Source organism: Thioalkalivibrio versutus (assembly GCF_001999325.1).
GTDB lineage: Bacteria > Pseudomonadota > Gammaproteobacteria > Ectothiorhodospirales > Ectothiorhodospiraceae > Thioalkalivibrio > Thioalkalivibrio versutus.
Map to the genome: position 1 here is coordinate 69,600 of NZ_MVAR01000001.1, position 21,193 is coordinate 90,792.

Sequence of the window (21,193 nt, forward strand, 5' to 3'; positions counted from 1 at the left end):
CCGGACGATGCCGGGCCCGGGCCAATGCCTCACCGCGCCTTGCGTCTCCCTGCCACACTCTTCCCGGCACTCAGGACCAGATAGGCCCAGGTGGACACGGACCAGGGGTCCCGAAGCGTCGACTGCAGGAACGATCGTGCAGCCAGCCTCGGGTCCCCCTCCCAGTAATGGTGATAGCCGAAACTGAAGCAGGTCTCGGCAAGGCGCCTGCGTATCGCGCCGCGTGACGTCTGCTCTCCGCCCGGGCCAACCCGACCCCAGCGGCCAAGCGCCTTGCGGACGACCTCGTATTCATAGTTCGTGTCGGGGTACTTGGTGATGCAGCCCTCGCCATGAAGCCGGTAGAGAGCCGTCACGAGGTTCAACTGATGGATCTCGGTCAAGCGCGACGCCCGCAACCAGTAATCGTAGTCCTGCCCCCTTTTGAGATCAGGGTCGAACTGTCCGACACGTTCCACCAGGTCGCGTCGCATCATCACCGTGATGGTGTGAGGCAGCGACCCGAAGAGCAGACGGTTGTAAAGCCACCCGGACCCGCGATCCACAAGCGGTTCGCCGTCAGGGTTCATCGGGTACGCACCCTTGGCCGCATCGGGTTTCAGGAACGTGCCGGACGGATCGGGCTTCCATGTGGCCCAGGCGGTAAAGGTCATCCCGATCCCGGGATGCTGGTCCATGTAGTCCACCTGAGCCGCGACCTTTCCCGGCAGCCAGACATCGTCGGAGTCGATAAAGGCGATGTAGTCACCGCCCGCCCTCGCGACGCCGGCATTGCGGGCCACGGCCGCCCCCTGGTTCTGCTGGGTCAGCAGTGTCAGGCGGTCACCATATCCGCGCAGGATGTCGAGCGTCCCGTCGGTCGAGCCGTCGTCTACCACGATCAGCTCGATGCCCGGGTAGTCCTGCTCCAGAACACTGTCGACGGACTCGGCAATATATGCGGCCGTGTTGTAGGCCGGCATGATCACCGAGACCAGGGGCTTGCGATCACGACCCTCCGGCGCGGCCGGGGCCCTGCTGCTCGTCCGGGCTTGCTCCACGGACGACATCACTCCCGCCCTCGTTCCGGCAATGTCTGTAGCCAGTCATGCGTCCACTGCGCCACCTGGTCGCGCCACACGCGGCGAGAAAAGGTGTGGTTGGCACCGGGCAGTTCGCGCAGGGTCACGCGCGGCTCCTGCAGCAATCCACTCCATGCCGGCGCGTTCGTCGCCACGTCGCGAAACTCGGCCGCGGTCAGGTCCTCGCCGCTCAGGATGACCAGGATGGGCCCCTGGAAGCGCCGCCAGCCCTCGGCCATCCGGTCCGGCAGGGGGCCTTTGTCGATGCGATCCGGGCTTGTGTTGTCGGGCTCGCCGGAAGCCCTCCCGGAACCGGAGCCAACCGCAGTGCCGACCATGCGCCCCAGGGAGCGCAGGGACACCCAGGGGTTAAAACGCCCCTTGAGGGCCCCGGACCAGAAATCGCGCGAGAACAGGCGCTGGAGGTAGTAGGTCTGCAGGTAGGCCCGAGCCAGCCCTTCCTCGGTGCGGGCCCAGGGGTTGACCAGCACCAGGCCTGTCACACGGGGGTCGCGCCAGGCATAGAACAACGCCGCAGAGGCCGCGCCACACAGACCCCACAGGGCCACCTCGTGCATCCCGGGCACCTCGCCTGCAAAGGTATCGACAGCCGCATGCAGGTCGTCGTCCACGTCGTGGAACGTCCGCTGGGCACCGGAAGAATCGCCCATGCCGCGGAAATCGAAGCGGAAAACGGGTATCCCCTGCGCTGCGAGGTGTCGGGCCAGGAGCAGGAACTGGCGGTGGCTGCCTACCCGGTACTGCGGCCCACCCACGGCGATCAGCACGCCACGCCGGGCGCCCTCCGCGCCGGGATGCAGGATCCCCAGGAGTTCGTCCTCCCCCACGTGGAAGACGACGGCGCGCTCGCTCATGGGAGAGCCTCCAGGCGTTGCATGGTCGCCTCCAGCAATTGCGGCACCTCGACGATGTCCTGGGTGGACCAGAAGGCATCGCCAGCAACGACCGTCGCGGTGACCGCGGCGCCCTCCTCTCGCCAGCGCTCGATCAGACGTTCGCTCGCCGGCGGCAGCGGTGCGGTGTCCTGCGCGGCCACCTCGAACCATTCGATCGCCTCCGCGTGCGGCCGCTGCAGACGGGCCGCCGCCAGGCGCGCGGCCAGCCCGGGCGCCAGGGAATACCCGGCGACTTCCAGCGGCTCTCCCGCATCCAGTTGGGCCCGCAGCTGGGCGGTACCTTCCTTCTGTCCACCCATCAGCCCGGCGGCCATGCGCAGGCGCAGGAACTGGGTCAGGTGCTGTTCGCCATTCGTGACCGGGGCCCAGAAGATCGCGGCCGTCGCCGGTTGCGCACGTGTAGCCAGGAAGTCACCCGCGAGCAGGCAACCCGCCCGCACCCCCCAGACCATGAACGGCGACGGGCAACGCGTCTCGAGGTGTTCACTGCAGCGTGCGAGGTCGTCCAGCCAGAGATCCCAGGCCGCGTCGCCAAAGTCACCACCGCTATCGCCGCACCCGTAGAGGTCCGGGATCAACACGGCGTAGCCCGCCTGCGCCAGACGGCGCGCCTGCAGGCTCACCATGCGACGGGACTTGTTGAGCTCCTCGGCCAGGGGCGGGACAAACAGGACGGCACCCCGGATGGAGGAAGCATCCGGCAGATGGAGCACATGGAATACCGGCCCGGCCTTGCCCTCCAGGAACCCGGCTTCCATGCCGCGCGCCTAGCGGTCGAGCTTGGAGTCGATGAAATCGACCAGAGTGCCGAGCGTCTCGAAGGTCTCGGCGCTGACATCGTCATCATCGATCACGATGTCGAAATGGCTCTCGATCGAGGTGATCAGCGAAACGACCGCCATCGAGTCCAGCTCCGGTACGCCACCCAACAGCGTGGTGTTGCGATCGAAGTGCTGAGCGCGTCCATTCAGACTCAGGGCACTGTCCAGCAGATTCTGGGTGTGATCGAGGGTCGACATATCAAGGTTCCTGAAGTCGGGTATCCGTGCCCGGCCGGGGATGCGGGTTATCCGGCAGGTTACCGCATCTGCACGGGCTGTCCAGATCGGTGCCGGCAGACCGCGCCCCCTGCGTGATCGGCTCGTTAAAGCCCTGGGCCTCCGATCACCTCGCGCACCCGGACCCGCACGTAGAATGAGGTCCAGCACGGCACGGATTCGTGCTCGCGAGCAGTGCGCGCGGCCTCGCCCCGCGCATCCCGCGCCTTGTCAGCAAGCAACAACGACTCGAGCGCGAACGCATACATCAATCAACGTTTCCCTGGCCCGACCAGGCAACAGGCGGACGGATGGCGGGACTTTGTGGATGGTTCGCGGTGAATGCCGCATCACCGGCCGGCGCCCTTGAGGCCCAGGGACAGGCGCTCCCGGGGCTCTCCGGGGCGCCGGACGCCCAATGCACGAACCGCCTGGGCGGCTGCCGGGTCCGGGGCGGCTGGATCGCGCAGGAGGCCGACGTCATTGCCGCCATCACTGGCCATCCGCAATGGCGGGACCCTGCCCTGGCCCGACGGGCGCGAGAGCACGACCCGGCGCAAGCCCTGCTGGAGGCCTGGCGGCAGCACGGCAACGGCCTCTTCGAGCAGGTTGGCGGCGACTATGCACTGGCCATCGTGGATGCCGGGCACGGTCGCCTGGTGGCCGGCATCGACCGCCTGGGCCAGACACCGCTTCACTTTGCGCACCTGGACGGCGGCGTGGCCTTCGGCACCAGTGCCGGATGCGTGGCCGCACACCCGGCGGTTGCCACCGAGGTGACCCGCGAGGGGCTCTACCACTACTGTTTCTTCCACATGCTTCCGGCCCCGGTCAGCCTGTTCTCCGGGCTGGAGAAACTGCCGGGCGCCCACCGCCTGACCCACAACGGCGACCGGGCCGAGGTGTCCCGCTACTGGCGCCCGCGCTTCGAGGAAGACAGCGCGGCCACGCCCGAGGCCCTGGAACATGCCCTGCACGAACACGCGCAAGCAGCGGTGGAACGACGTGCGGACACCCCCCGCCCCGGCGCCTTTCTGAGCGGCGGCCTGGACAGCTCGACGGTGGCCGGGATGCTCGCCGGCATGCACCCCGGGGCCGACAGCTTCAGCATCGGCTTTGATGCGCCCGGATACGACGAAATGGAGTACGCGCGCATCGCCTCGCGGCACTTCGGGACCCAGGCGCACGAGTACTACGTGACGCCGGAGGACGTCGTCGACGCCGTGCCCCGGATCGCCGGCAGCTACGACGAGCCCTTCGGTAATTCGTCGGCCCTGCCGGCCTATTTCTGCGCCCGCATGGCGGCCGACGCCGGCATCACCCGGCTACTGGCCGGGGATGGTGGCGACGAGCTGTTCGCGGGGAATGCGCGCTACGCCAAGCAGGGCGTATTCGAACACTGGGGCCGGATCCCCGCGCCGCTACGCCACCACCTGCTGGATCCGCTGTTCACCCGCCTGCCGCGCGGCCTGCCGCTGGCCGGCAAGGCCCGCAGCTACGTGGAACAGGCGCGTATCCCGCTGCCGGATCGACTGCAGACCTACAACTACCTGCACCGCCTGGCGCCGGAGACGATGTTCGCACCGGAGTTTCTCGCGGCGGTGGACCGCGAGGCCCCCTGGGAGTTGATGCGCGGGATCTACGCGCAGCCCCAATCGGCGTCGTCACTCAACCGCATGATGTACCTGGACTGGCAGCAAACCCTGGCCGACAACGACCTGCGCAAGGTGACCGGGATGTGCCAGCTGGCCGGCGTCGATGTCGCCTTCCCGATGCTGGACGACGATCTGGTCGAGTTCTCCTGCCGCGTACCATCGGACCTGAAGCTGCGCAACGGCCGGCTGCGCCACTTCTACAAGGAGGCGTTTACCGGTTTCCTGCCCGACGCCATCATCGACAAGAAAAAACACGGCTTCGGCCTGCCGTTCGGCGTCTGGATGCAGGAGCACGCGCCGCTGCGGGAGCTGGCATACGACAGCCTGCTGCGACTGAAGGGCCGCAATTTCCTCCGCGACGACTTCATCGACGAGCTGATCCGCCTGCACCGCGAGGGCCACGCAGCCTATTACGGCGATTTCGTCTGGATCCTGATGATGCTCGACCTCTGGCTCGAATCGCACCCCGCCGCCCGCCTGGCATGAGTCACGAAGAGCACGAAGACACGACGCAAGGGCGGGTCACAGGAAGGCGGGAAACGCGCGAACGCTCTGGACGAAATGGCCCGCGATCGACCGCTTGGGGCTCCCGACTGCAACGGTTTCCATATCCCCGTCATCCGGGCCGCAGCACACCACCATCGTCATCCCGGCCGCAGCGAAGCGGAGAGCCGGGATCTCCAGGCCGTGACACCCACGCCGCCCTTCGCCCCGCCCTTTTCAGGTTTTGGAATAGCATGGGACCCGTGATACCGTGTTTCCATGATTGTATGCTTCAAGGATCGAGGCACTGAGGATATCTTCAACGGGCTTTCGTCGAAGGCTGCTCGCAAGGTCTGCCCACAATCTGTATGGCGGGTTGCCGCAAGAAAGCTGGAATTGCTGGATTCGGCCATGAACGTTGAGGAGCTGAGAGCCCCACCGGGTAACCGGCTGGAGGCCCTGGCGGGAGAGCGAAAAGGCCAATACAGCATTCGAATCAACGAGCAATATCGGATCTGCTTCGCCTGGACAGACTCCGGGCCCGGCCAGGTCGAAATCACGGATTACCACTGAGGCACAATCATGGTCCGCATCCCTACCCACCGACAGCCGACCCACCCCGGTGAAATGCTGGCGAAAGAGTTCCTGGAGCCGATGCATATCTCCCAGCGCCAGTTGGCGGACGCGCTCCATGTTCCGTATCAGCGCATCAACGAGCTCGTGAACCAGAAGCGCGGCATTACGCCAAGCACGTCGCTGCGTCTAGCACGCTTTTTCGGCATGTCGCCCGATTTCTGGTTGAACCTTCAGGTGCGCTGGGATTTGTTCAAGGCGGAGCAATCGGAACAGGCGGACCTGGAACAGATCCGGGAATTCCGTTCGTGTAAGCAAACTGCCTGAGCCGGGTTCCCAGTAGCGAGTAGGATGTGTTGAGCGCAGCGAAACGCATCTCGGCCTCCAACCATGCCCACGCACGAGACACCGGCTTCCCGGTCGGTTCACCTCCACGCGCCGCACTGGGGGCTATCATGATCGCCCGGCACGTCCCATCGCCACCGTCACGAATCTTCCCGTTTTCCCTGCTTCCTGTTAACTAGCACTTCTTCCTATCTTCGTGCGCTTCGTGGTGAGTACTCAGGCGTTCCGGGCTGGCTGATCGGTATCGGGAACGCGGCAGACGACGTGACGGTGCTTGCCGTTGGGCTCCGGAGGGATGGCATCCACCGCCCGCACATCCACCTGGACCGCCTGCCCCAGCGCGTCGACCAATGCACGGCGCAGGCGCTCCTCGGCGGCCGCCGGCAATGCGGCGACCAGGCTCAGCAGCACCTCGACGTGGTGTCGGTCGTGCTGGATGACCTTGTAGGCGCGCAGCCCGGGCAGATCGCGCATCAGGTAGTTGAAGCGGCTGCCGTGGATCCAGGAACCGTCCGTCGCGATCAGGCCGTCGTTGGCACGGCCGTCGATGTCGCGCAGCAGCGGCAGGCCGCGCCCGCAGGGGCAGGGACGCGGGTCCAGGGCACCCCGATCCCCGGTGCGATAGCGGATGAACGGGAATTCCGGGCCCACCAGGTTGGTGATGACGATGTTTCCGGTCGCGCCGGGCGGCACCGGTCGATCCTCCGCATCCAGGATCTCGACGATCAGGGCCTCGGCCGTGATGTGCATGCCCCCCGCCGGACATTCGCGGGCGATGAACCCAGCGTCGCGCGCGCCGTATTCGTTGGCGACCCCACAGCCCATCACCTCGCCGATCACCGCGCGCCACTCCGGGCGCAACACCTCGGAGGTTGTGAAGGCGACACGAATCCCGAGATCATCCAGCCGCTGCCCTCGCTCGCGCGCCCGCCATGCCACGCGGGACAATGCCGACGGATACCCGAACAGCATGCGCGGACGCCGCTGGCGGATCTGCTCGATGATGCTGTCGAGCCGCGCCGGATTCAGGTCGCGGGCCGGCACCAGGTACGAACGGAACAGGCGATCGCGCCAGGCACGCATGCCGTTCTGGGCCTCGTTCTCGACGGCGGATCCCCACAGGACCAGTTCGCGGTCGCCCACGTCCACGCCCCACCAGCGGGTTGCCCGCCACTTTGCGGCGATATCCATCCCGATGCGATCCGCGCCCAGCCAGAACCTCAGAGGCTCGCCGGACGACCCGCTGGTGTGCTGCTCTTCGAGGTTCCTCGCGCCCTCCGCGCGCCAGGCCGCGCCCTGTTCGCGGATCAGCGCCTTGTCGACGACCGGGAGGCGCTGAAGGTCCGCGATGCCGGAGAACGCCGCAGGCGACCAGGCCTGTTGCGCAAACCATTCCCGGTAGAACGGCACCTGCCGCGCGACACGTTCCAGAAGCCCCTGCAGCCGCTGCTGCTGCAGGCTCTGCAGGGCCTCCGGCGTCCACCACTGAGTGGCCTCCAGGGCCTTGTGCCACGCCACCGTGGGGTGACCCTTGAGCCGCTCCTGCAGCGGGAACAGGCCGCGCGCCACCCATTGGGTATAAAGCCCCATGTTCAGCCGGACCGCGCGGTCCCGGGGGCCGTCGCGGTATCCGCGGCCGCGATCTGCTCGAAGGCTGCAACCAGCTCCGGGATCCGCGTCTCCCAGGCATTCGCCCGCGCATGGGCCAGGATGGCCTCGCGGTCCCATTGGCGCTCGAGCGCCTCCAGCAGGGCGTCGCGCAGCGCGTCATGGTCGCCGTACGGGACCACGATCCCGACCTGATCGGAATTCACCACCTCGGCGTTGCCTCCAACCCGGGTGGTCACGATCGGCAGGGCGCAGGCCGACGCCTCGAGGAAGACATTCGCCCAGCCTTCGAACCGGGTGGCCAGGACGAACACGTCGCCAGCCGAATAGACGAAACGCAGGTCTTCCGGCGATACCTGCCCCAGGAACCAGACCCGGCCATCCAGACCCAGGCCCTTTACCTGCTGGCGCAACTCGGCCTCGTTGTTGCCCTCGGGGGTCGCGCCGCCGGCAATGACCAAATGCAGGTCGGGTTGCGTGCGCAGCAATTCGGGGAGGGTCGCGATCACCCGGTGAAAGCCCTTGCGCTCGGTCAGCCCCCCCACCGACACGAGGAAGCGGCCCTCCTGCGGCAGACCCAGACGCTGGCGGGCCCCGGCCCGGTCCTCGGGATGGAAACGCCGCAGGTCCGCGCCGTTGCCGACGACCTGCACATGCCCGGGGGCCTGCCCCCAGGCGATCGCATCCTGCCGCAGCGAGTCCGCCACCGAGAACACCCGCGCCGCCGCGCTCATCGCCCGGTTGATCTGGCGCCGATGCAGGGCGCTGCCGGCGAAACGCACGAGGCTGCCGCGCAGGGTGATGGTGTAGGGGCAGCGCAACCAGCGCGCCAGCCAGCGCGCAGCCACGCCATCGGGATAGACAAAGTGGGCGTCGATCAGATCAAACCGGAAATCGCGCCGCAACCGCCGCATCAGCCAGAAACTGCCCAGCGCCAGGAAGAACCCGTCGGTCCACTTGAGCACGCCCGGAAAACAGAAGAACCGCGGGTGATAGACCACAATGCCGTCCTGCTCCTCGTAGCGCGGCAGCGGCGGGCGCGAGTGCGGCCGGAGACGCCCGAGCAGCCCCTGGAAGGGGAACCACGGGGCCGGCGCCACGACGACCAGGTCCAGGTGTTCGGCCACCCGCCGCATGCGTTCGCGCACGAACAGCCCCAGGTTGGGTTGCGCCGCGTTGGGGTAGACGCGGGTGAACACCACCAGGCGCGGGCGCCGGCCAGCGTGACGCCGGTCACCGGGCATGGGCGGGCTCCACGACACCCCGCAGACGTTCGTAAATCGCCTGGTATCGGGCAACACTCCTCGCCCAGGTGCGTTCCTGCTCGACAAAGCGGCGCCCCGCGGCGCGTACCGCATCCCATTCGGGCTCGCGGGCCAGGGTGTCGAGCACCGTGTCCGCCAGCGCCCCCGGGTCGTCGGCGGGGAACAGCCAGCCGGTTTCGCCGTGCCGGATCAGTTCCTGGTGTCCGCCGACGTCCGAGGCCACCAGCAGTCGCCCCTGGGCCATCGCCTCCAGCGGCTTGAGCGGGGTCACCAGCTCGGTCAGCCGCATCGAGTGCCGTGGGTACACCAGCAGATCCACCAGGTCGTAGTAGCGCTGCACCTGGTCATGCGGCACCCGACCCGCAAAGACGACCTGCTCGGCGATGCCCAGGCGCCGGGCCTGCTCCTGCAGCCGTTCCGCCTGCGGCCCGCCACCCACCAGCAGGATGCGGACATCCGGGGCCTGCGCCCGGATGCGCGGAAAGGCCTCCAGCAGCAGGTCCAGCCCCTCGTAGGCATAGAACGAGCCGATAAAACCCAGCACCCGGGCATTGGCCAGCCCGAGCTGCGCCTTGAGTTCGGCGTCCGGCGCCCCGCCCAGGCGGAAGGCCTCGGCATCCACCGCATTCGGGATCACGGTGACGCGGTCCTGCGGGATGCCCCGGGCGACGATGTCCCGCCGCAGGCCTTCGCAAATGGTCGTCACGTGGTCCACCCGGCGGAACACGTATGACTCGAAACCGCGCGTCATGCGGTAGCGCAGTCCGTGTTCGCGGCTGGTCCCGTGATCCACCGCGGCATCCTCCCAGAAGGCCCGCACCTCGTAGACTACGGGGATGCCGAGACGCCGCCCGACCCGCAGGGCCGGAAGGGCATTGAGAACCGGGGAATGGGCATGCAGCACATCCGGCTGCACTTCCCGGGCCACGGCCTCTAGGCGCCGGGTCAGGGCACGCATCAACCCCCATTCGCCAAGCCCCGGCAGCGTCCCGGGGCGATAGCGCGTGCGGTAGAAGTGCAGGCCGTCGACATCCTCCTCGTCCGCCTCCACCGCACCCTGCTTGGGGCTGGTCAAATGAAACGTCTCCCAGCCGAGCCGGTGCTGCTCGCGCAGGATGGCGGCCGTGCGGAAGGTATACCCACTGTGCAGCGGGATGGAGTGATCAAGGACATGCAGGATCTTCATTGCCACCCCCGCATCAGGCCGTCGACCGGGCCAGGAAGCCCTCGAACATCAATAGCGACCACAGGGCCGGGCTGTGGTCGCGGGCGCCACTGGTGTGCTGGTCCACGAGGGTCTTGAGATAGTCCATGTCGAAGATGCCGGAGTCGGCGATGCGCGGCCCCAGCACCTGCGCCCGCATGCGTTCACGCAGCGGTCCGCGAAACCACTCGGCGACCGGGACGGCGAACCCCTTCTTGCGCCGATAGAGGATTTCCTCCGGCAGGTAGGGCTCCATGGCCTTTTTCAGCACGTACTTGCCCTCCGCCCCCCGCAGCTTGAGATCCGGGGGCAGGCCCGAGGTCCACTCGACCAGCTGGTGGTCGAGCAGGGGCACCCGGACCTCCAGCGAATGCGCCATGCTCGCGCGGTCGACCTTGGTCAGGATGTCGCCCGGCAGGTAGGTCTTCATGTCCAGGTACTGCACCAGCGACAGCGGGTGCTCGGTGGGAGCGCGCGCCGCATGCCGACGCAGGACCTCCACCGCGCTGTAGCCCTGAAGCGAGCGCCGGAACGCTGGCGAAAACAGGTGCGCGCGCAGATCGTCGCGCAGGATGGATACCCCCTGGAAATAGCCCTCGACCGAGTCCCGCGCCAGGGCCTGGAAGGTGGCGCGGGCGCGGAACGGGCGCGGTGCCCAGTCGGCCTTGGGATACCACCGCGCCAGGGTCCCGAACACGGCCCGCCGAAGCCCCAGGGGCAGCGGCGCGCGCAGGCGTTCCTCCGCCAGGTGATGGCGATAGCGCCGATAGCCGGCCAGGTTCTCGTCGCCGCCATCCCCGGACAGTGCAACCACGACCTGCTGGCGTGCCTGTTCGCAGACCCGATAGGTCGGCAGCGCGGAACTGTCGGCAAACGGTTCATCGTAGAGCCCGCTCAGGCGGTCCAGCAGCGCAAAGTCGTCGGGATCGACCTCCTGCGTGCGGTGATCCGTGTGGTAGCGCTCGGCGACCATCCGCGCGTAGCGGGATTCGTCGTAGGCCGGATCGGCGAAGCCGATGGAACTGGTGCGCACCGGGTCGTCGGACAGACCCGCCATCATCGCGACCACCGCGCTGGAATCCACCCCGCCCGAGAGGAAGGCCCCCAGCGGGACCTCCGCGACCATGCGGACGTCCACTGCCTCGCGCAGGCGCGCCGTGAGTTCCTCGGCGGCGTTCGTTGCATCCGCCACACCACTGTCGCCGAACGGGATGTCCCAATATTCGCGCGGTTCACTCAGGTTGCCCTGTCCGCGGCGCACGGTCAGCGTATGGCCGGGCGGCAGCTTGTGCACGCCCCGGAAGATGCTGCGCGGCTCCGGCACGTAACCGAAGGCGAAATAGTCCTCCACCGCATGCGGGTCCATATGTCGCGGCATCCCCGGATGCGCCATCAACGCCTTGAGCTCCGAGCCGAAGATCAGGTGCCCGTCCGCCAGCGCACTGTAGTACAGCGGCTTGATCCCCAGGCGGTCGCGGGCGAGGAACAGGGTGTCGCGATTGCGATCCCAGACGGCGAAGGCGAACATGCCACGAAAGCGCTGCACACAGGCCTCGCCCCACTCCTCCCAGGCATGCACGATCACCTCGGTATCACAGTGGGAGCGGAACCGGTGCCCCGCCTGCTGCAACTCGGCGGTCAGCTCCGGGAAGTTGTAGATCTCGCCGTTGTAGGTCACAACGACGGTCTCGTCTTCGTTGAACAGCGGCTGCTGCCCGCCGGAGAGGTCGATGATCGACAGGCGGCGATGCGCCAGCCCGACGCCCGGCTCCAGGTGCACACCCCCCTCGTCCGGACCGCGGTGAAACTGGGTCTCGTTCATCGCCTCCAGCAGGGACCGATTGATCGGCTGCCGGTCGCGCAGATCGAAGATGCCGGTAATGCCGCACATGTCGGGTTCCTGATCGCTTCCTTGCCGAGGCCAAGTGACGCCGGACGGTGCCCCCGGGGAGGCCCTGATCGGGGCAAGCCCCGCCGCACCATCACGGAAAATTCAGCATAAACGACAACCCCGCCGCGGACCGACCGCGATACGCGCCACAGGGCCCCTGGCGTTAGCGCCGGAACTAACGGCGGCGCCGACCCGCGTTCTGTGCCGCCAAGGTAGGCGCTGATCCATCCACGCAGTCGCGTCGATGGATCAGCATCTACCTAACACCCGGTCGTACACCCCCATGTACCCCGCGACCATCGCGTCCATGCTGAACTCCGCCTCGGCCCGCGCACGAGCGGCCACACCTTGCCGTGCGGTCCGTGCCGGGTCGCCGGGATAGGCCATCAGCGCGGCCGCAATCGCGTCCGGATCGCCCGCCGGGACCAGCACCCCGGTCACCCCCGGCTGGACGAGGTCCGGGTTCCCCCCGACATCCGTCGCGACCACCGGGAGCCCGGTGGCCATCGCCTCGAGGATGGTGTTGCAGATGCCCTCGGCCAGCGAGGGAAGGACGAAGAGGTCCAGTGCCCGCAGGCAGTCGGGGATATCCTCCCGGGCACCGGGTATCCAGGCCTGGCCCGCCACCCCGGACTGCTCCAGCAGCTGGCGGACCTCCCCGCGCAGCGGGCCGTCCCCGATCATCGCCAGCCGCAGGCGCGGAAACTCCGTCGGCATCCGGTCGCGCAGTGCGACAAAGGCCCGTGCCAGGTCCAGCGGCGCCTTGACCGCCTGCATGCGCATGACCGAGCCGATCACGAAGGTGCCGGGGCCCCGGAAGCCCTCTGGAAACGGGGGCACGAACGCCTCTGACGTTGGTGCGAAACGGCCGGTATCCACACCATTGAAGATGTGCGAAAGACGCGCTGCGGGCACCCCGATCGCATCCCGCAGGTATCCCTTTTGATGCTGCGAAAGGGCAATGTAGTGTCGGACCAGTGGCCGCATCAGCCGGCGCAATCGGCGGTTGCGGTCGCGCGTGCCGTCCAGGTCGCCGACATCCCAACCGTGTTCGCCATGCACGCGCGCGCGCACACCGGACAGCGCGGCGGTCACCTGCGCCTCCAGCGTGCCGAAGTTCCGGGTATGAACGATATCCGGCTGCAGGGCGCGCAGCAGTCGCCACAGGCGAACGTGGACCTGCGGGTCCTTGCCTTCGCGCTTGTGCAGGGCATGCAGACTGACATCGTCGCGCCGGATGCGCAGGCGAAAATCGGTGTAGTCCGTCATGCAGATGATGGCGTGCCGGAAGCGGTCCGCGGGCATGTGGTTGATCAGGTTGACCAGCCCGTTCTCCATCCCGCCGATGTCCAGGCGATGGATGATATGCGCCACGCAGGGTCGCGGATCGCCATCCCGGACGGTCTTGGCGGATGCGCCCGTCACTGTCGCGCAACAGCGGCGAGCTGCTCGAGGATCTCGGGCAGGACGTCGGCCGCATAGGCCTGTAGCGTCGCCTCCTCTTCCCCGGGCTCGGAGCCATAGGGCACATAGAGCACGACCAGGGCCGCGTCATCGCGGCCACCCACCAGGCGGTTCAGCGCCTCGCGAGCCTTGACCGTATGCGGCAACGTGGTCAGCTGGCCGTCCACCCAATACCAGCGCCAGACCAGCAGTTGCTGCCCGGGCCCGCGCAACAGGAAACGTTCGGGATTGGGGTAACCGTCGACCGTGGCCTGCCCGCGATGGGATTGCGACCAGGACCCCACGCGGTGACGCCCGGCCAGGGTATTGCTCCAGCCCACCATGTTCCCGTAATGGTGCTGTTCGCGGTAGAACAGCACGTGCATGCCCACCGGCGGCCCGCCATATTCCGCCGTGACGAGGCCACCCCGGCCATCGCGGGCGCCGCGATAACCCGGCTCCCAGGCATCGGCCTGATCCTCCAGCACCCGCCAGCCGGGCGGGGCCAGCGGGCCCACGCCCAGACCCGCCACCGGACCGAGATCACGCTGGTTCATCCAATCCGCATACAGCGGGGCCACGCTGGCCAGCACCACCGCCAGCAGGGCCGCCACGGCGAACGGTCCGGCCTGCAACGAGCGTCGCTGTTTCGGCGTGTGCACGCGTGCGGTGGGCGGGTCCATATCTTCGCGCCAGAAGGCCCCGATCCCGAACATCAGCGCAATGACCACCCCGAAGAAGATCCACCCATAGATCAGGTGATCGACCCCGGCCGCATACTCCATGTCGCTCAGATGACCAATCATCACGATCATGTAGGCCCGCAGGCCATTGGCGACGATCGGCACCACGATGGAGACGCCGACAAACACGAGCCGCCGCCAGGGGCTGCGATACATGAGATAGGCGTACAGGGTACCGAGCGCGACCGACGCGATCAGATAGCGCACGCCACTGCAGGCCTCGACTACCGACCAGCGGCCCGTGGGCAGATCGAAATACAACCCGTCGCGATAGACCGGGATCCCGGTGAGCTGTACCGCCGTTACGGTGAAGTCCGCAGTGAAATCCATCAGCGGCGGCACCAGGAACTCACCGAACGGGACCGCGAACAGCAGGTACGCCAGAGGGAATTGCAAGCGCCAGGTGATCGCATTGCCCAGCACGAGCCAGAACAGCGCGGGGATCATCAGGACGGCCGCGAACTGACGCACGGACACCACATCCACCAGCTCTCCCGCCACCCAGACCAGCGAAAAGCCCAGCAAGGGCAACAGCGCCCACCAGGAAGGACGCGGCTCCAGGGCCAGCACCTCCTCGCGCTTGAGAAACAACAGAAACAGCACGATGGGGACAATCAGGAAACCATGGGCAAAGGTCTCCGAACGGTTCCAGACGGCCACAATGGATTCGAACGTCGGGTAGAACATCCATCCCAGCACGACCAGACCCAGCACCAGCACCGGCCCGGCCAGCCACCAGGACGAGCCGCGCACGGACGCCCGGATGTTGAGCGTTTCAGCGTCCATGGGCAGCCTCCGGGACCGGCTCGGCGCCGGGGACCCCGCCGGGGTGCAGGCGGAGAAACTCGCCCAGGTGCGCGAGATTGCGCGCCCAGTCATAGTCCGCCAGCACCCGGGTGCGCGCCGCGTGCCCGAGCGCCGGATCCGGTGCACGCAGATATCCGGAAACGGCCTGCAGAAACGCGCCCGGTTCGGCCTCGGCACGGATCACCTCACGCCCAGCCATCGCGGTCAGGCCTTCCAGAGCCTGCGGGCTGGCCACGACCGGGCGCGCCAGGGCCATCGCCTCCAGGACCTTGTTCTGCACCCCACGGGCAATTCGCAGGGGTGCAATGACGACGGTCGCGTGCGCGATCCACGGTCGCACGTCGTCCACGAATCCGGTCACCGTGACACCGGGGCGATCCGCCAGCGCCATCACCTCCGGGGCCGGCCGGCTGCCAACGATGCAGAACTCCACACCGGGATGTTCGAGCCGCAGCGCAGGCAGGACGTGGTCGGCGAACCAGATCACGGCATCGACATTGGGCCAGTAATCCATCGCCCCCGAGAACACCACGGTGCGCACCCCCTCCGCATAGGGACCGGGTGCCGCAACCGCATCGGGCGAGAAGAAGGCGGCATCGACACCGTTGTTCAGGGCATGCACCCGGCCTGCCACTTCCGGTGCTTGCTCGCGAAAGGTGTCCGCCTCGGCCGGCGACACGAACAGGCTGGCGTCACTGGCCTGCGCGACCTGTCGCTCGTATGCCAGCAGCCGCCGCCCTTCGCGCCGATATATGGCGCTCATGGGCCAGCGCCGCGTCGGCGCATACTGCGTCCACTTGTCGGAATCCACGTCCACGAAGTCGACCACCCGGGTCAGCCCGCCCCCCTCCGGCAGGTACTGGGCCATCGCCGAGGAAAAGGCCAGGGCTCGGGCGACCGGCTGCCTTGCCAGCGTTGCACGGACCCAGCGCGCCAGTTCCCGGTCGCGATACCACGGCACGCTGAGCGCCTCGCCACTCAGCAAGCCGCTCAGGGCGCGCAACTGGGCACGGCGGCGCGGCAATGGACGGGCACAGACACTGGCGCACAGCCCTTCGAGTTCGGGCAGGTAGGCAGCGTCGGCCGGGTCATCGATGAACGTGCCGAGATGCACGCGATAGTGCTGCGCCAGATAGCGCAGGATGTGGTGCGAGCGGATCTTGTCCCCCTTGTTGGGCGGCCACGGAATCCGGTGCACCAGATACAACAGATCATCCATAAGGCTTGTTCACCACGAAGCTCGCGAAGGCACGAAGAAGGGCATTCAAATCAAAGAACCAGGCGTTTGAGGCCATCGTTGAGGCGCACGCTGTTGAAATGGATCAACAGGGCTTGCGCGCTATTCGCGAGTTTCATGTACCTGAGGGTTTGGGCCTCGTGAACCCGTTGCAGGTCATCCACACTTTTCAATTCCATCATCAGTCTGTCCTCGACCAGGATGTCGATACGGCATCCACAATCCAGCGTCTGCCCCTTGTAAGTGACGGGTATCGGAACCTGAGAGACGCAGGACAGGCCCGATTCCAGCATTTCGTGCACCCGGCAGTTCTCGTAAACCGACCTTCGTGGTCAATCCGCCCTTGACCTGCTCAGTGTTCTCTTTGGCCCTGTGGTGAAAAGGCCCTTCAGCCGAGGGAGCGGGAGATCTTGGGGCCCAGCCAGTTGGCCACGGGCAGCGGCAGGCGCTGCCAAGCGGCGATGAAGTAGCGGTACTTCGGGTTGAGGGGATTGACGTCCGGCATCTCGCGGGCACGCACCAGGTCGTATTCGTAGTACAACGGCTGCGGCTCGAAGCCCCAGTTCTTCTTGAAGCTGAAGGACCCGGTATCGCGCTTGCTGCGGCCGAAATCGAATACCCGGTAGCCCGCCTCGCAGGCACGACGCATCAGTTCCCAATAGAGGAAGTCGTAGCCCGCCACTTCGCGGGCTCGCGGGGTTCCCGCGCCGTAGTAGGGCAGCACCTCGTTGCGGAACCAGAAGCTGACCACGCTGGCGATCGCTTCGCCCTCATGCGTCACCGTCAGCACGTCGCAATCATCACCGAACACGTCGAGCAATTTGCGGAAGTAATTCGGGCCGAAGACCGGGGTCCCCATGCGCCGGACATTGGCCGCGTAAATCGGGTAGAAGCGGTCGATGTCATGTTCGACCTCGCTGACTAGGCCCGCCTTGATGCCCTTGCGCACCATGCGCCGCTGTTTGCGCGGGATCGCATTCATGTTCGCGTCGACATCCGGATCCAGAAGGCGGCGGAAGGTGAAGTAGAGCTCGCTCTTGGTCGGCCAGTCCGGGTGCCTCGGTTCGCGCTGGCGATACTCGAGATAATCGACATTCAGGCGGCGGGCGAGCTCCTGTGCTCGGGCATCCAGCGCCGCAGCCGCGCCGTCGGTGACTGCGGCCACACCACCGTAGACACAGAACGGCAGCGATGACAGCGAGTCCCCAAACAGACGGGAACGGATACGGGCCAGCGGCAGCACGCCCTGTATGGCGCCATCCACCTCGGCATAGAGGAAGTGCGTCTCGTGTCCGAACGCCTCGCGCAAAACGGTCGACCAGCCTGCGCGGTGGAAGAAGGTGGCCTGCGGACAGTTCTCCACGAACGCATCCCAGCGCGCATGGTCGGCCGCACACAGCTTCCGGACCTGCAGGGCACCGGTACCGCTGGCACGTTGATCAGGCGGTTCGTACATTGTCTTCCCCTGTCACTCTTGCATGGTCCCCGGGTGCCGCCAGTTCCGCGGCAAACACGCGGTCCATGCGATCCCAGCGAAAGTCCTGCAGAAGACGCTTCAGACGCGACTCCATCCGGTGCAGGTTCACGTAGTGCCGGAAACGGCTCCGCGCCCCGAGCCCGGACACCCGCGGCTGATCGGGATCGATCTCCCAGGGGTGGAAGTAGAAAACCGCCGGCATCCCGTCCAGTGCCCCGATACGCCGAAGGGCCCCGCGCGACATCACATAAGGCAGCAACCGGAAATAGCCGCCACCGGCCGCCGGGAGGTTGCGCCCGCCCATGCGGAGGGTCGCCGGGGGCAGCTCCAGGACCCCGGCAGGCATCGGGCGATGCGGGTGTCGCGGGGCCTTCGGCATACCGTAGTGATCGTGATGCACCGGGTAGATACTCGAGCTGTACTCCAGCCCCGCCTCGCGCAGCACCTCCAGCGCCCAGAGATTGCCCTCGCCGATCGAGAAGCTGGGCGCGCGATAGCCGCGGACCGGGGCTCCGGAGAGGTCTTCGAGGATGCGCTGGGCGCGCTCGATATCGGCGCGGAAGGCGGCGGGCGCCAGATCCGTGACCCGCTCGTGGCCGTAGCCGTGACTCGCCAGCTCATGGCCGGCGTCGACGATGCGGCGGATCGCGTGCGGGTAACGCTCGGCGATCCAGCCGAGGGTGAAGAAGGTCGCCTGCGCGCCGCTCTGATCGAACAGCTGGAGGATGCGATCAAGGTTGCGCTCGATGCGGCATTCGCGGGTGTCCCAGGTATCGCGCGGGATGCGCGGGGCCAGTGCCGAGACCTGGAAGTAATCCTCCACATCGACGGTCAGGGCGTTGGGCCGATCGGCACTTTGCGTCTGCATGTCAGGCCTCGGCCGCTACGACTGCGCGGCACTGGAAACGGGCGCCAGCGCCTCCGTTTCGTAGCCCTCGTCGCGCACGATCTTCAGCACCTCCTGGGTCGCCCGGAAGTTGACCAGGAGATTGCGCTCGATCCGCTGCAGGCGTTCCTCCAGTGCCTCGATATCCTGTTCGATCCGCAGCATGGAGACCTGGCTGGCCACCAGGCGATCATCCAGGCCGTCCGCCCCCGACCCGGCTTCGGGGCGTACCGTGGCAGCCGGCCCCTCATCCAGCAGGACCCCTTCCAGGTCTTCCTCGATCTCGTCGATCACCTGCTGCGCCCGCGCGGCATCCAGGTCGGTACATTCCTCCAGGTACCCCATCAGCAGCAGGCGGTCACAGAAGGTGTTTACCTTGCGCGGGATGCCGCTGGTGTAGTCGTGGATGCGCGCCCAGATGTCGTCGTCGAAATGCGGCCGCTCGTCCCAGCCGACCCGGGCGAGCCGGTGCTCGACGTAGGCCCGGGTATCGTCTGCGTCCATCGGCCCCAGGTGGTAGGTCGCGATCACCCGCTGGCGCAGCTGCTGCATGTCCTCGCTCCGCAACAGGCGCCGGAATTCCGGCTGCCCGAGCAGGAAGCTCTGCAGCAGCGGCCCGTCCTCGCCCTGGAAATTGGAGAGCATGCGCAGCTCCTCCACGGCATCGGGGCCCAGGTTCTGCGCCTCGTCGACCACCAGAAGGGCGCGCTGGCCACGCGCCCGGGTATCGCGCAGGAAGGTCTCCAGACGGCGCAGCTGGCCGGCCTTGTGACTGGGGGCATCGTCCAGCCCGAACGCGAGACAGACCGAACGCAGCAAGTCTTCTGCATCCAGCTGGGTGCTGACCAACTGCGCCGCCACCAGAGGCTTGTCACTCAGGGTCTCGAACAGACTGCGCACCAACGTCGTCTTGCCGGCCCCGACCTCGCCGGTAATAACGATGAAGCCCTCCTCCAGCTGCACGCCGTATTCGAGATACGCCATCGCCCGACTATGGCCCTTGCTGGCATAGAAAAAACGCGGATCGGGGCTCAGGGCAAAGGGCCGACCGGTGAAGCCGTAGAATTCTTCGTACATGCCTCAGAACTCCTTGGTCAGCGTGCCGATGATCGCGTTCTCGCGATACTCGTTGTCCGCGCTGTTCGACTCCCGACGCTGGTGCCGGACGGCCAGGCTCGCGGTGGTGTCCGGGGCCAGCTGACGGCTGACACTGGCACGCAGGTACCAGAGGTCGTCCTCGCGATCGCTGTCGGTAAAATCGGTCTGGGTGACGCCAGCGCTCACCAGGGACGTCGTACGCGGGCCATACCGCCATTGCCAGAAGGCATTGGCCCCGCGCTGGATCCGGTTGTCCTCGAACAGGCCGACATTGGTCTGGGTCTCGGATTCACGCTCGGTCTGCACCAGATTGATCCCGAATACACTGCGGCCGGTGTCATAGCTCCAGCCCGCACGCCAGCTACGAGTAAAGTAGAAGCCTTCAACGAAGGCCTCGTCGCCCAGCTGCGGATTGAGGGCGAACAGGAAGATCTCCTCCAGGGTGTAGTTCTCCAGCAACTCGTCGATGGTCATGAACTGCGCATCCTCCGCCAGCTGGGCAAAGGGGCCCTCACGCCGCTGCCGGGTCGAGCTCACCCCCTCGTCGTAGCTGAGGCGGTAGGTCGAGCGGCGACTGCGATGATTCACGGACAGCGCGCGGTTCTTGCCGAAATAGCGCTCGCCGTAACGCGCCTCGATATTGGTGACCCGGGTCGGGGCCCAGCCTGCGCCGACCTGCCAGAAACTGCCGTCATCGTCTTCGCGGGTCGTCGCGTAATCATTGAAGTCCTCGCCCACCACGCCGAACAGCCGCAGGGACCGCCCGAAACGATAGCCGAGCGTCCCGCTGACCTGCCCGAACTCGCCCTCCAGGCCATTGTCGAAGCGCTCCTCCTCGTAGAACCCGGCGACCTGCCAGAACGGGCGGTTGAAGGCAGCCCCGCTATTGAGGACGTACTCGCCCCGGTGGTAGTCGCTGTCCTGGCGATTGCTCTGGTGGTTCAGGGTCGCGCCATAGGTATAGCGGACCTCCTGCGTGGCGAAACTGCCGTAACGGGTCCGCAGCATCGGCGAAACGCTGTAGGAGGTGGTCTCCTGCAGGTTTCCGCGCGGGGTACTGCCACCGATGCCGACCGGGTCGAGAATCGATGCCACCTGCTCGGTACGCGAGGCCCCGGCATTGACAAAGAAGGTGTCGTCCACCAGCTCCCAGTTGCTGCGCCCGCGCAGGGCGTGCGTCGTGCGCCCCTGGCGCGAGTCGTCGAGATAAAAGCGCGAGTTCAGGCGGTAATCGATACGGGTATCGCTGCGGGCGCCTTCCCCGCGCAGCGTAAATCCGGGGCTGACGGTACCGATCAGGTCCGCTTCCTCCTGGCCTCGCGGGGCCAGACGGGCGTTGTCGGTGACCTCGGCCGACACCGTGACCCGCGGGGTCAATGTCCACTCGACGGCCAGCGCACTTGCGGGCGATGCCAGCGCGACCACCGCCGTGCCGACCAGCCACCAGCGGGCCGGCAACTGCC

General features: G+C 67.0%; 18 protein-coding genes and 1 pseudogene. 3 read left to right on the forward strand and 16 right to left on the reverse strand.

From position 1 onward, the window contains the following. Positions 1–29 precede the first annotated feature (29 nt). From B0684_RS00285 to B0684_RS00300, 4 genes are read right to left on the reverse strand one after another with little or no spacing between them, the layout of a single operon-like run. Positions 30–1,049: a glycosyltransferase gene (locus B0684_RS00285; RefSeq protein ID WP_018650654.1), complete on the reverse strand. Its 1,020-nt coding sequence runs from the start codon at positions 1,047–1,049 to the stop codon at positions 30–32. Then, positions 1,049–1,936 carry a hydrolase 1, exosortase A system-associated gene (locus B0684_RS00290; RefSeq protein ID WP_018650655.1) on the reverse strand — a complete coding sequence of 296 codons (888 nt, stop codon included), beginning with the start codon at positions 1,934–1,936 and terminating at the stop codon, positions 1,049–1,051. Before B0684_RS00290 ends, B0684_RS00285 begins: the two co-directional genes overlap by 1 nt. Next, positions 1,933–2,736, reverse strand: coding sequence for a hydrolase 2, exosortase A system-associated (locus tag B0684_RS00295; protein ID WP_018650656.1), 804 nt, complete (start codon positions 2,734–2,736; stop codon positions 1,933–1,935). The genes B0684_RS00290 and B0684_RS00295 overlap by 4 nt, the downstream gene beginning before the upstream one ends. Positions 2,737–2,745: 9 nt before the next feature. Continuing rightward, entirely contained in the window at positions 2,746–2,997 is a 252-nt protein-coding gene (locus tag B0684_RS00300; RefSeq protein ID WP_018650657.1) for a phosphopantetheine-binding protein, read from the reverse strand. 329 nt (positions 2,998–3,326) lie between these two features. Here B0684_RS00300 and B0684_RS00305 point away from each other — a divergent pair, with 329 nt between their 5' ends. From B0684_RS00305 to B0684_RS00315, 3 genes are all read left to right on the forward strand, one after another. Next, complete coding sequence (locus tag B0684_RS00305; RefSeq protein WP_416200028.1) at positions 3,327–5,156, forward strand: asparagine synthetase B family protein; 1,830 nt, start codon at positions 3,327–3,329, stop codon at positions 5,154–5,156. Between the two features lie 276 nt (positions 5,157–5,432). Next, positions 5,433–5,726: a type II toxin-antitoxin system RelE/ParE family toxin gene (locus tag B0684_RS00310; RefSeq protein ID WP_026313107.1), complete on the forward strand. Its 294-nt coding sequence runs from the start codon at positions 5,433–5,435 to the stop codon at positions 5,724–5,726. A gap of 9 nt (positions 5,727–5,735) precedes the next feature. Next, positions 5,736–6,053, forward strand: coding sequence for a HigA family addiction module antitoxin (locus tag B0684_RS00315; protein ID WP_018144822.1), 318 nt, complete (start codon positions 5,736–5,738; stop codon positions 6,051–6,053). A gap of 234 nt (positions 6,054–6,287) precedes the next feature. Here the strand turns inward: B0684_RS00315 and B0684_RS00320 are convergent, their stop codons facing one another. The 12 genes and pseudogenes from B0684_RS00320 to B0684_RS00375 all read right to left on the reverse strand — a co-directional run bounded on the left by B0684_RS00320 (position 6,288) and on the right by B0684_RS00375 (position 21,188). Beyond that, entirely contained in the window at positions 6,288–7,661 is a 1,374-nt protein-coding gene (locus tag B0684_RS00320; RefSeq protein ID WP_018650661.1) for a phenylacetate--CoA ligase family protein, read from the reverse strand. Positions 7,662–7,663: 2 nt separating this feature from the next. Further along, positions 7,664–8,923: a glycosyltransferase gene (locus tag B0684_RS00325; protein WP_018650662.1), complete on the reverse strand. Its 1,260-nt coding sequence runs from the start codon at positions 8,921–8,923 to the stop codon at positions 7,664–7,666. Then, positions 8,913–10,130 (reverse strand): TIGR04063 family PEP-CTERM/XrtA system glycosyltransferase, encoded by a 1,218-nt coding sequence (locus B0684_RS00330; protein ID WP_018650663.1) that lies wholly within the window; start codon positions 10,128–10,130, stop codon positions 8,913–8,915. Before B0684_RS00330 ends, B0684_RS00325 begins: the two co-directional genes overlap by 11 nt. Before the next feature lie 13 nt (positions 10,131–10,143). Continuing rightward, positions 10,144–12,039 carry an XrtA/PEP-CTERM system amidotransferase gene (locus tag B0684_RS00335; RefSeq protein ID WP_018650664.1) on the reverse strand — a complete coding sequence of 632 codons (1,896 nt, stop codon included), beginning with the start codon at positions 12,037–12,039 and terminating at the stop codon, positions 10,144–10,146. 249 nt (positions 12,040–12,288) lie between these two features. Further along, positions 12,289–13,413: a TIGR03088 family PEP-CTERM/XrtA system glycosyltransferase gene (locus B0684_RS00340; RefSeq protein ID WP_026313108.1), complete on the reverse strand. Its 1,125-nt coding sequence runs from the start codon at positions 13,411–13,413 to the stop codon at positions 12,289–12,291. 47 nt (positions 13,414–13,460) lie between these two features. Next, on the reverse strand, positions 13,461–15,011 hold the full coding sequence (xrtA, locus tag B0684_RS00345) for an exosortase A (RefSeq protein WP_018650666.1): 1,551 nt from the start codon (positions 15,009–15,011) through the stop codon (positions 13,461–13,463). Further along, complete coding sequence (locus B0684_RS00350) at positions 15,001–16,251, reverse strand: TIGR03087 family PEP-CTERM/XrtA system glycosyltransferase (protein ID WP_018175549.1); 1,251 nt, start codon at positions 16,249–16,251, stop codon at positions 15,001–15,003. The genes xrtA and B0684_RS00350 overlap by 11 nt, the downstream gene beginning before the upstream one ends. A gap of 50 nt (positions 16,252–16,301) precedes the next feature. Further along, positions 16,302–16,580: pseudogene (locus B0684_RS00355) on the reverse strand (GxxExxY protein); the annotation flags it as partial. 77 nt (positions 16,581–16,657) lie between these two features. Then, positions 16,658–17,725, reverse strand: coding sequence for a FemAB family XrtA/PEP-CTERM system-associated protein (locus tag B0684_RS00360; RefSeq protein WP_018650668.1), 1,068 nt, complete (start codon positions 17,723–17,725; stop codon positions 16,658–16,660). Next, the gene (locus B0684_RS00365; RefSeq protein ID WP_018650669.1) at positions 17,709–18,614 is read right to left on the reverse strand and encodes an XrtA system polysaccharide deacetylase; all 906 of its coding nucleotides are present in this window, start codon (positions 18,612–18,614) and stop codon (positions 17,709–17,711) included. The genes B0684_RS00360 and B0684_RS00365 overlap by 17 nt, the downstream gene beginning before the upstream one ends. A 15-nt stretch (positions 18,615–18,629) precedes the next feature. After that, a complete protein-coding gene (locus B0684_RS00370) occupies positions 18,630–19,709 on the reverse strand; it encodes an XrtA/PEP-CTERM system-associated ATPase (protein ID WP_018169317.1) in 1,080 nt (359 codons plus the stop codon). Positions 19,710–19,712: 3 nt separating this feature from the next. After that, on the reverse strand, positions 19,713–21,188 hold the full coding sequence (locus B0684_RS00375; protein ID WP_018169318.1) for a TIGR03016 family PEP-CTERM system-associated outer membrane protein: 1,476 nt from the start codon (positions 21,186–21,188) through the stop codon (positions 19,713–19,715). Positions 21,189–21,193: the final 5 nt, after the last annotated feature.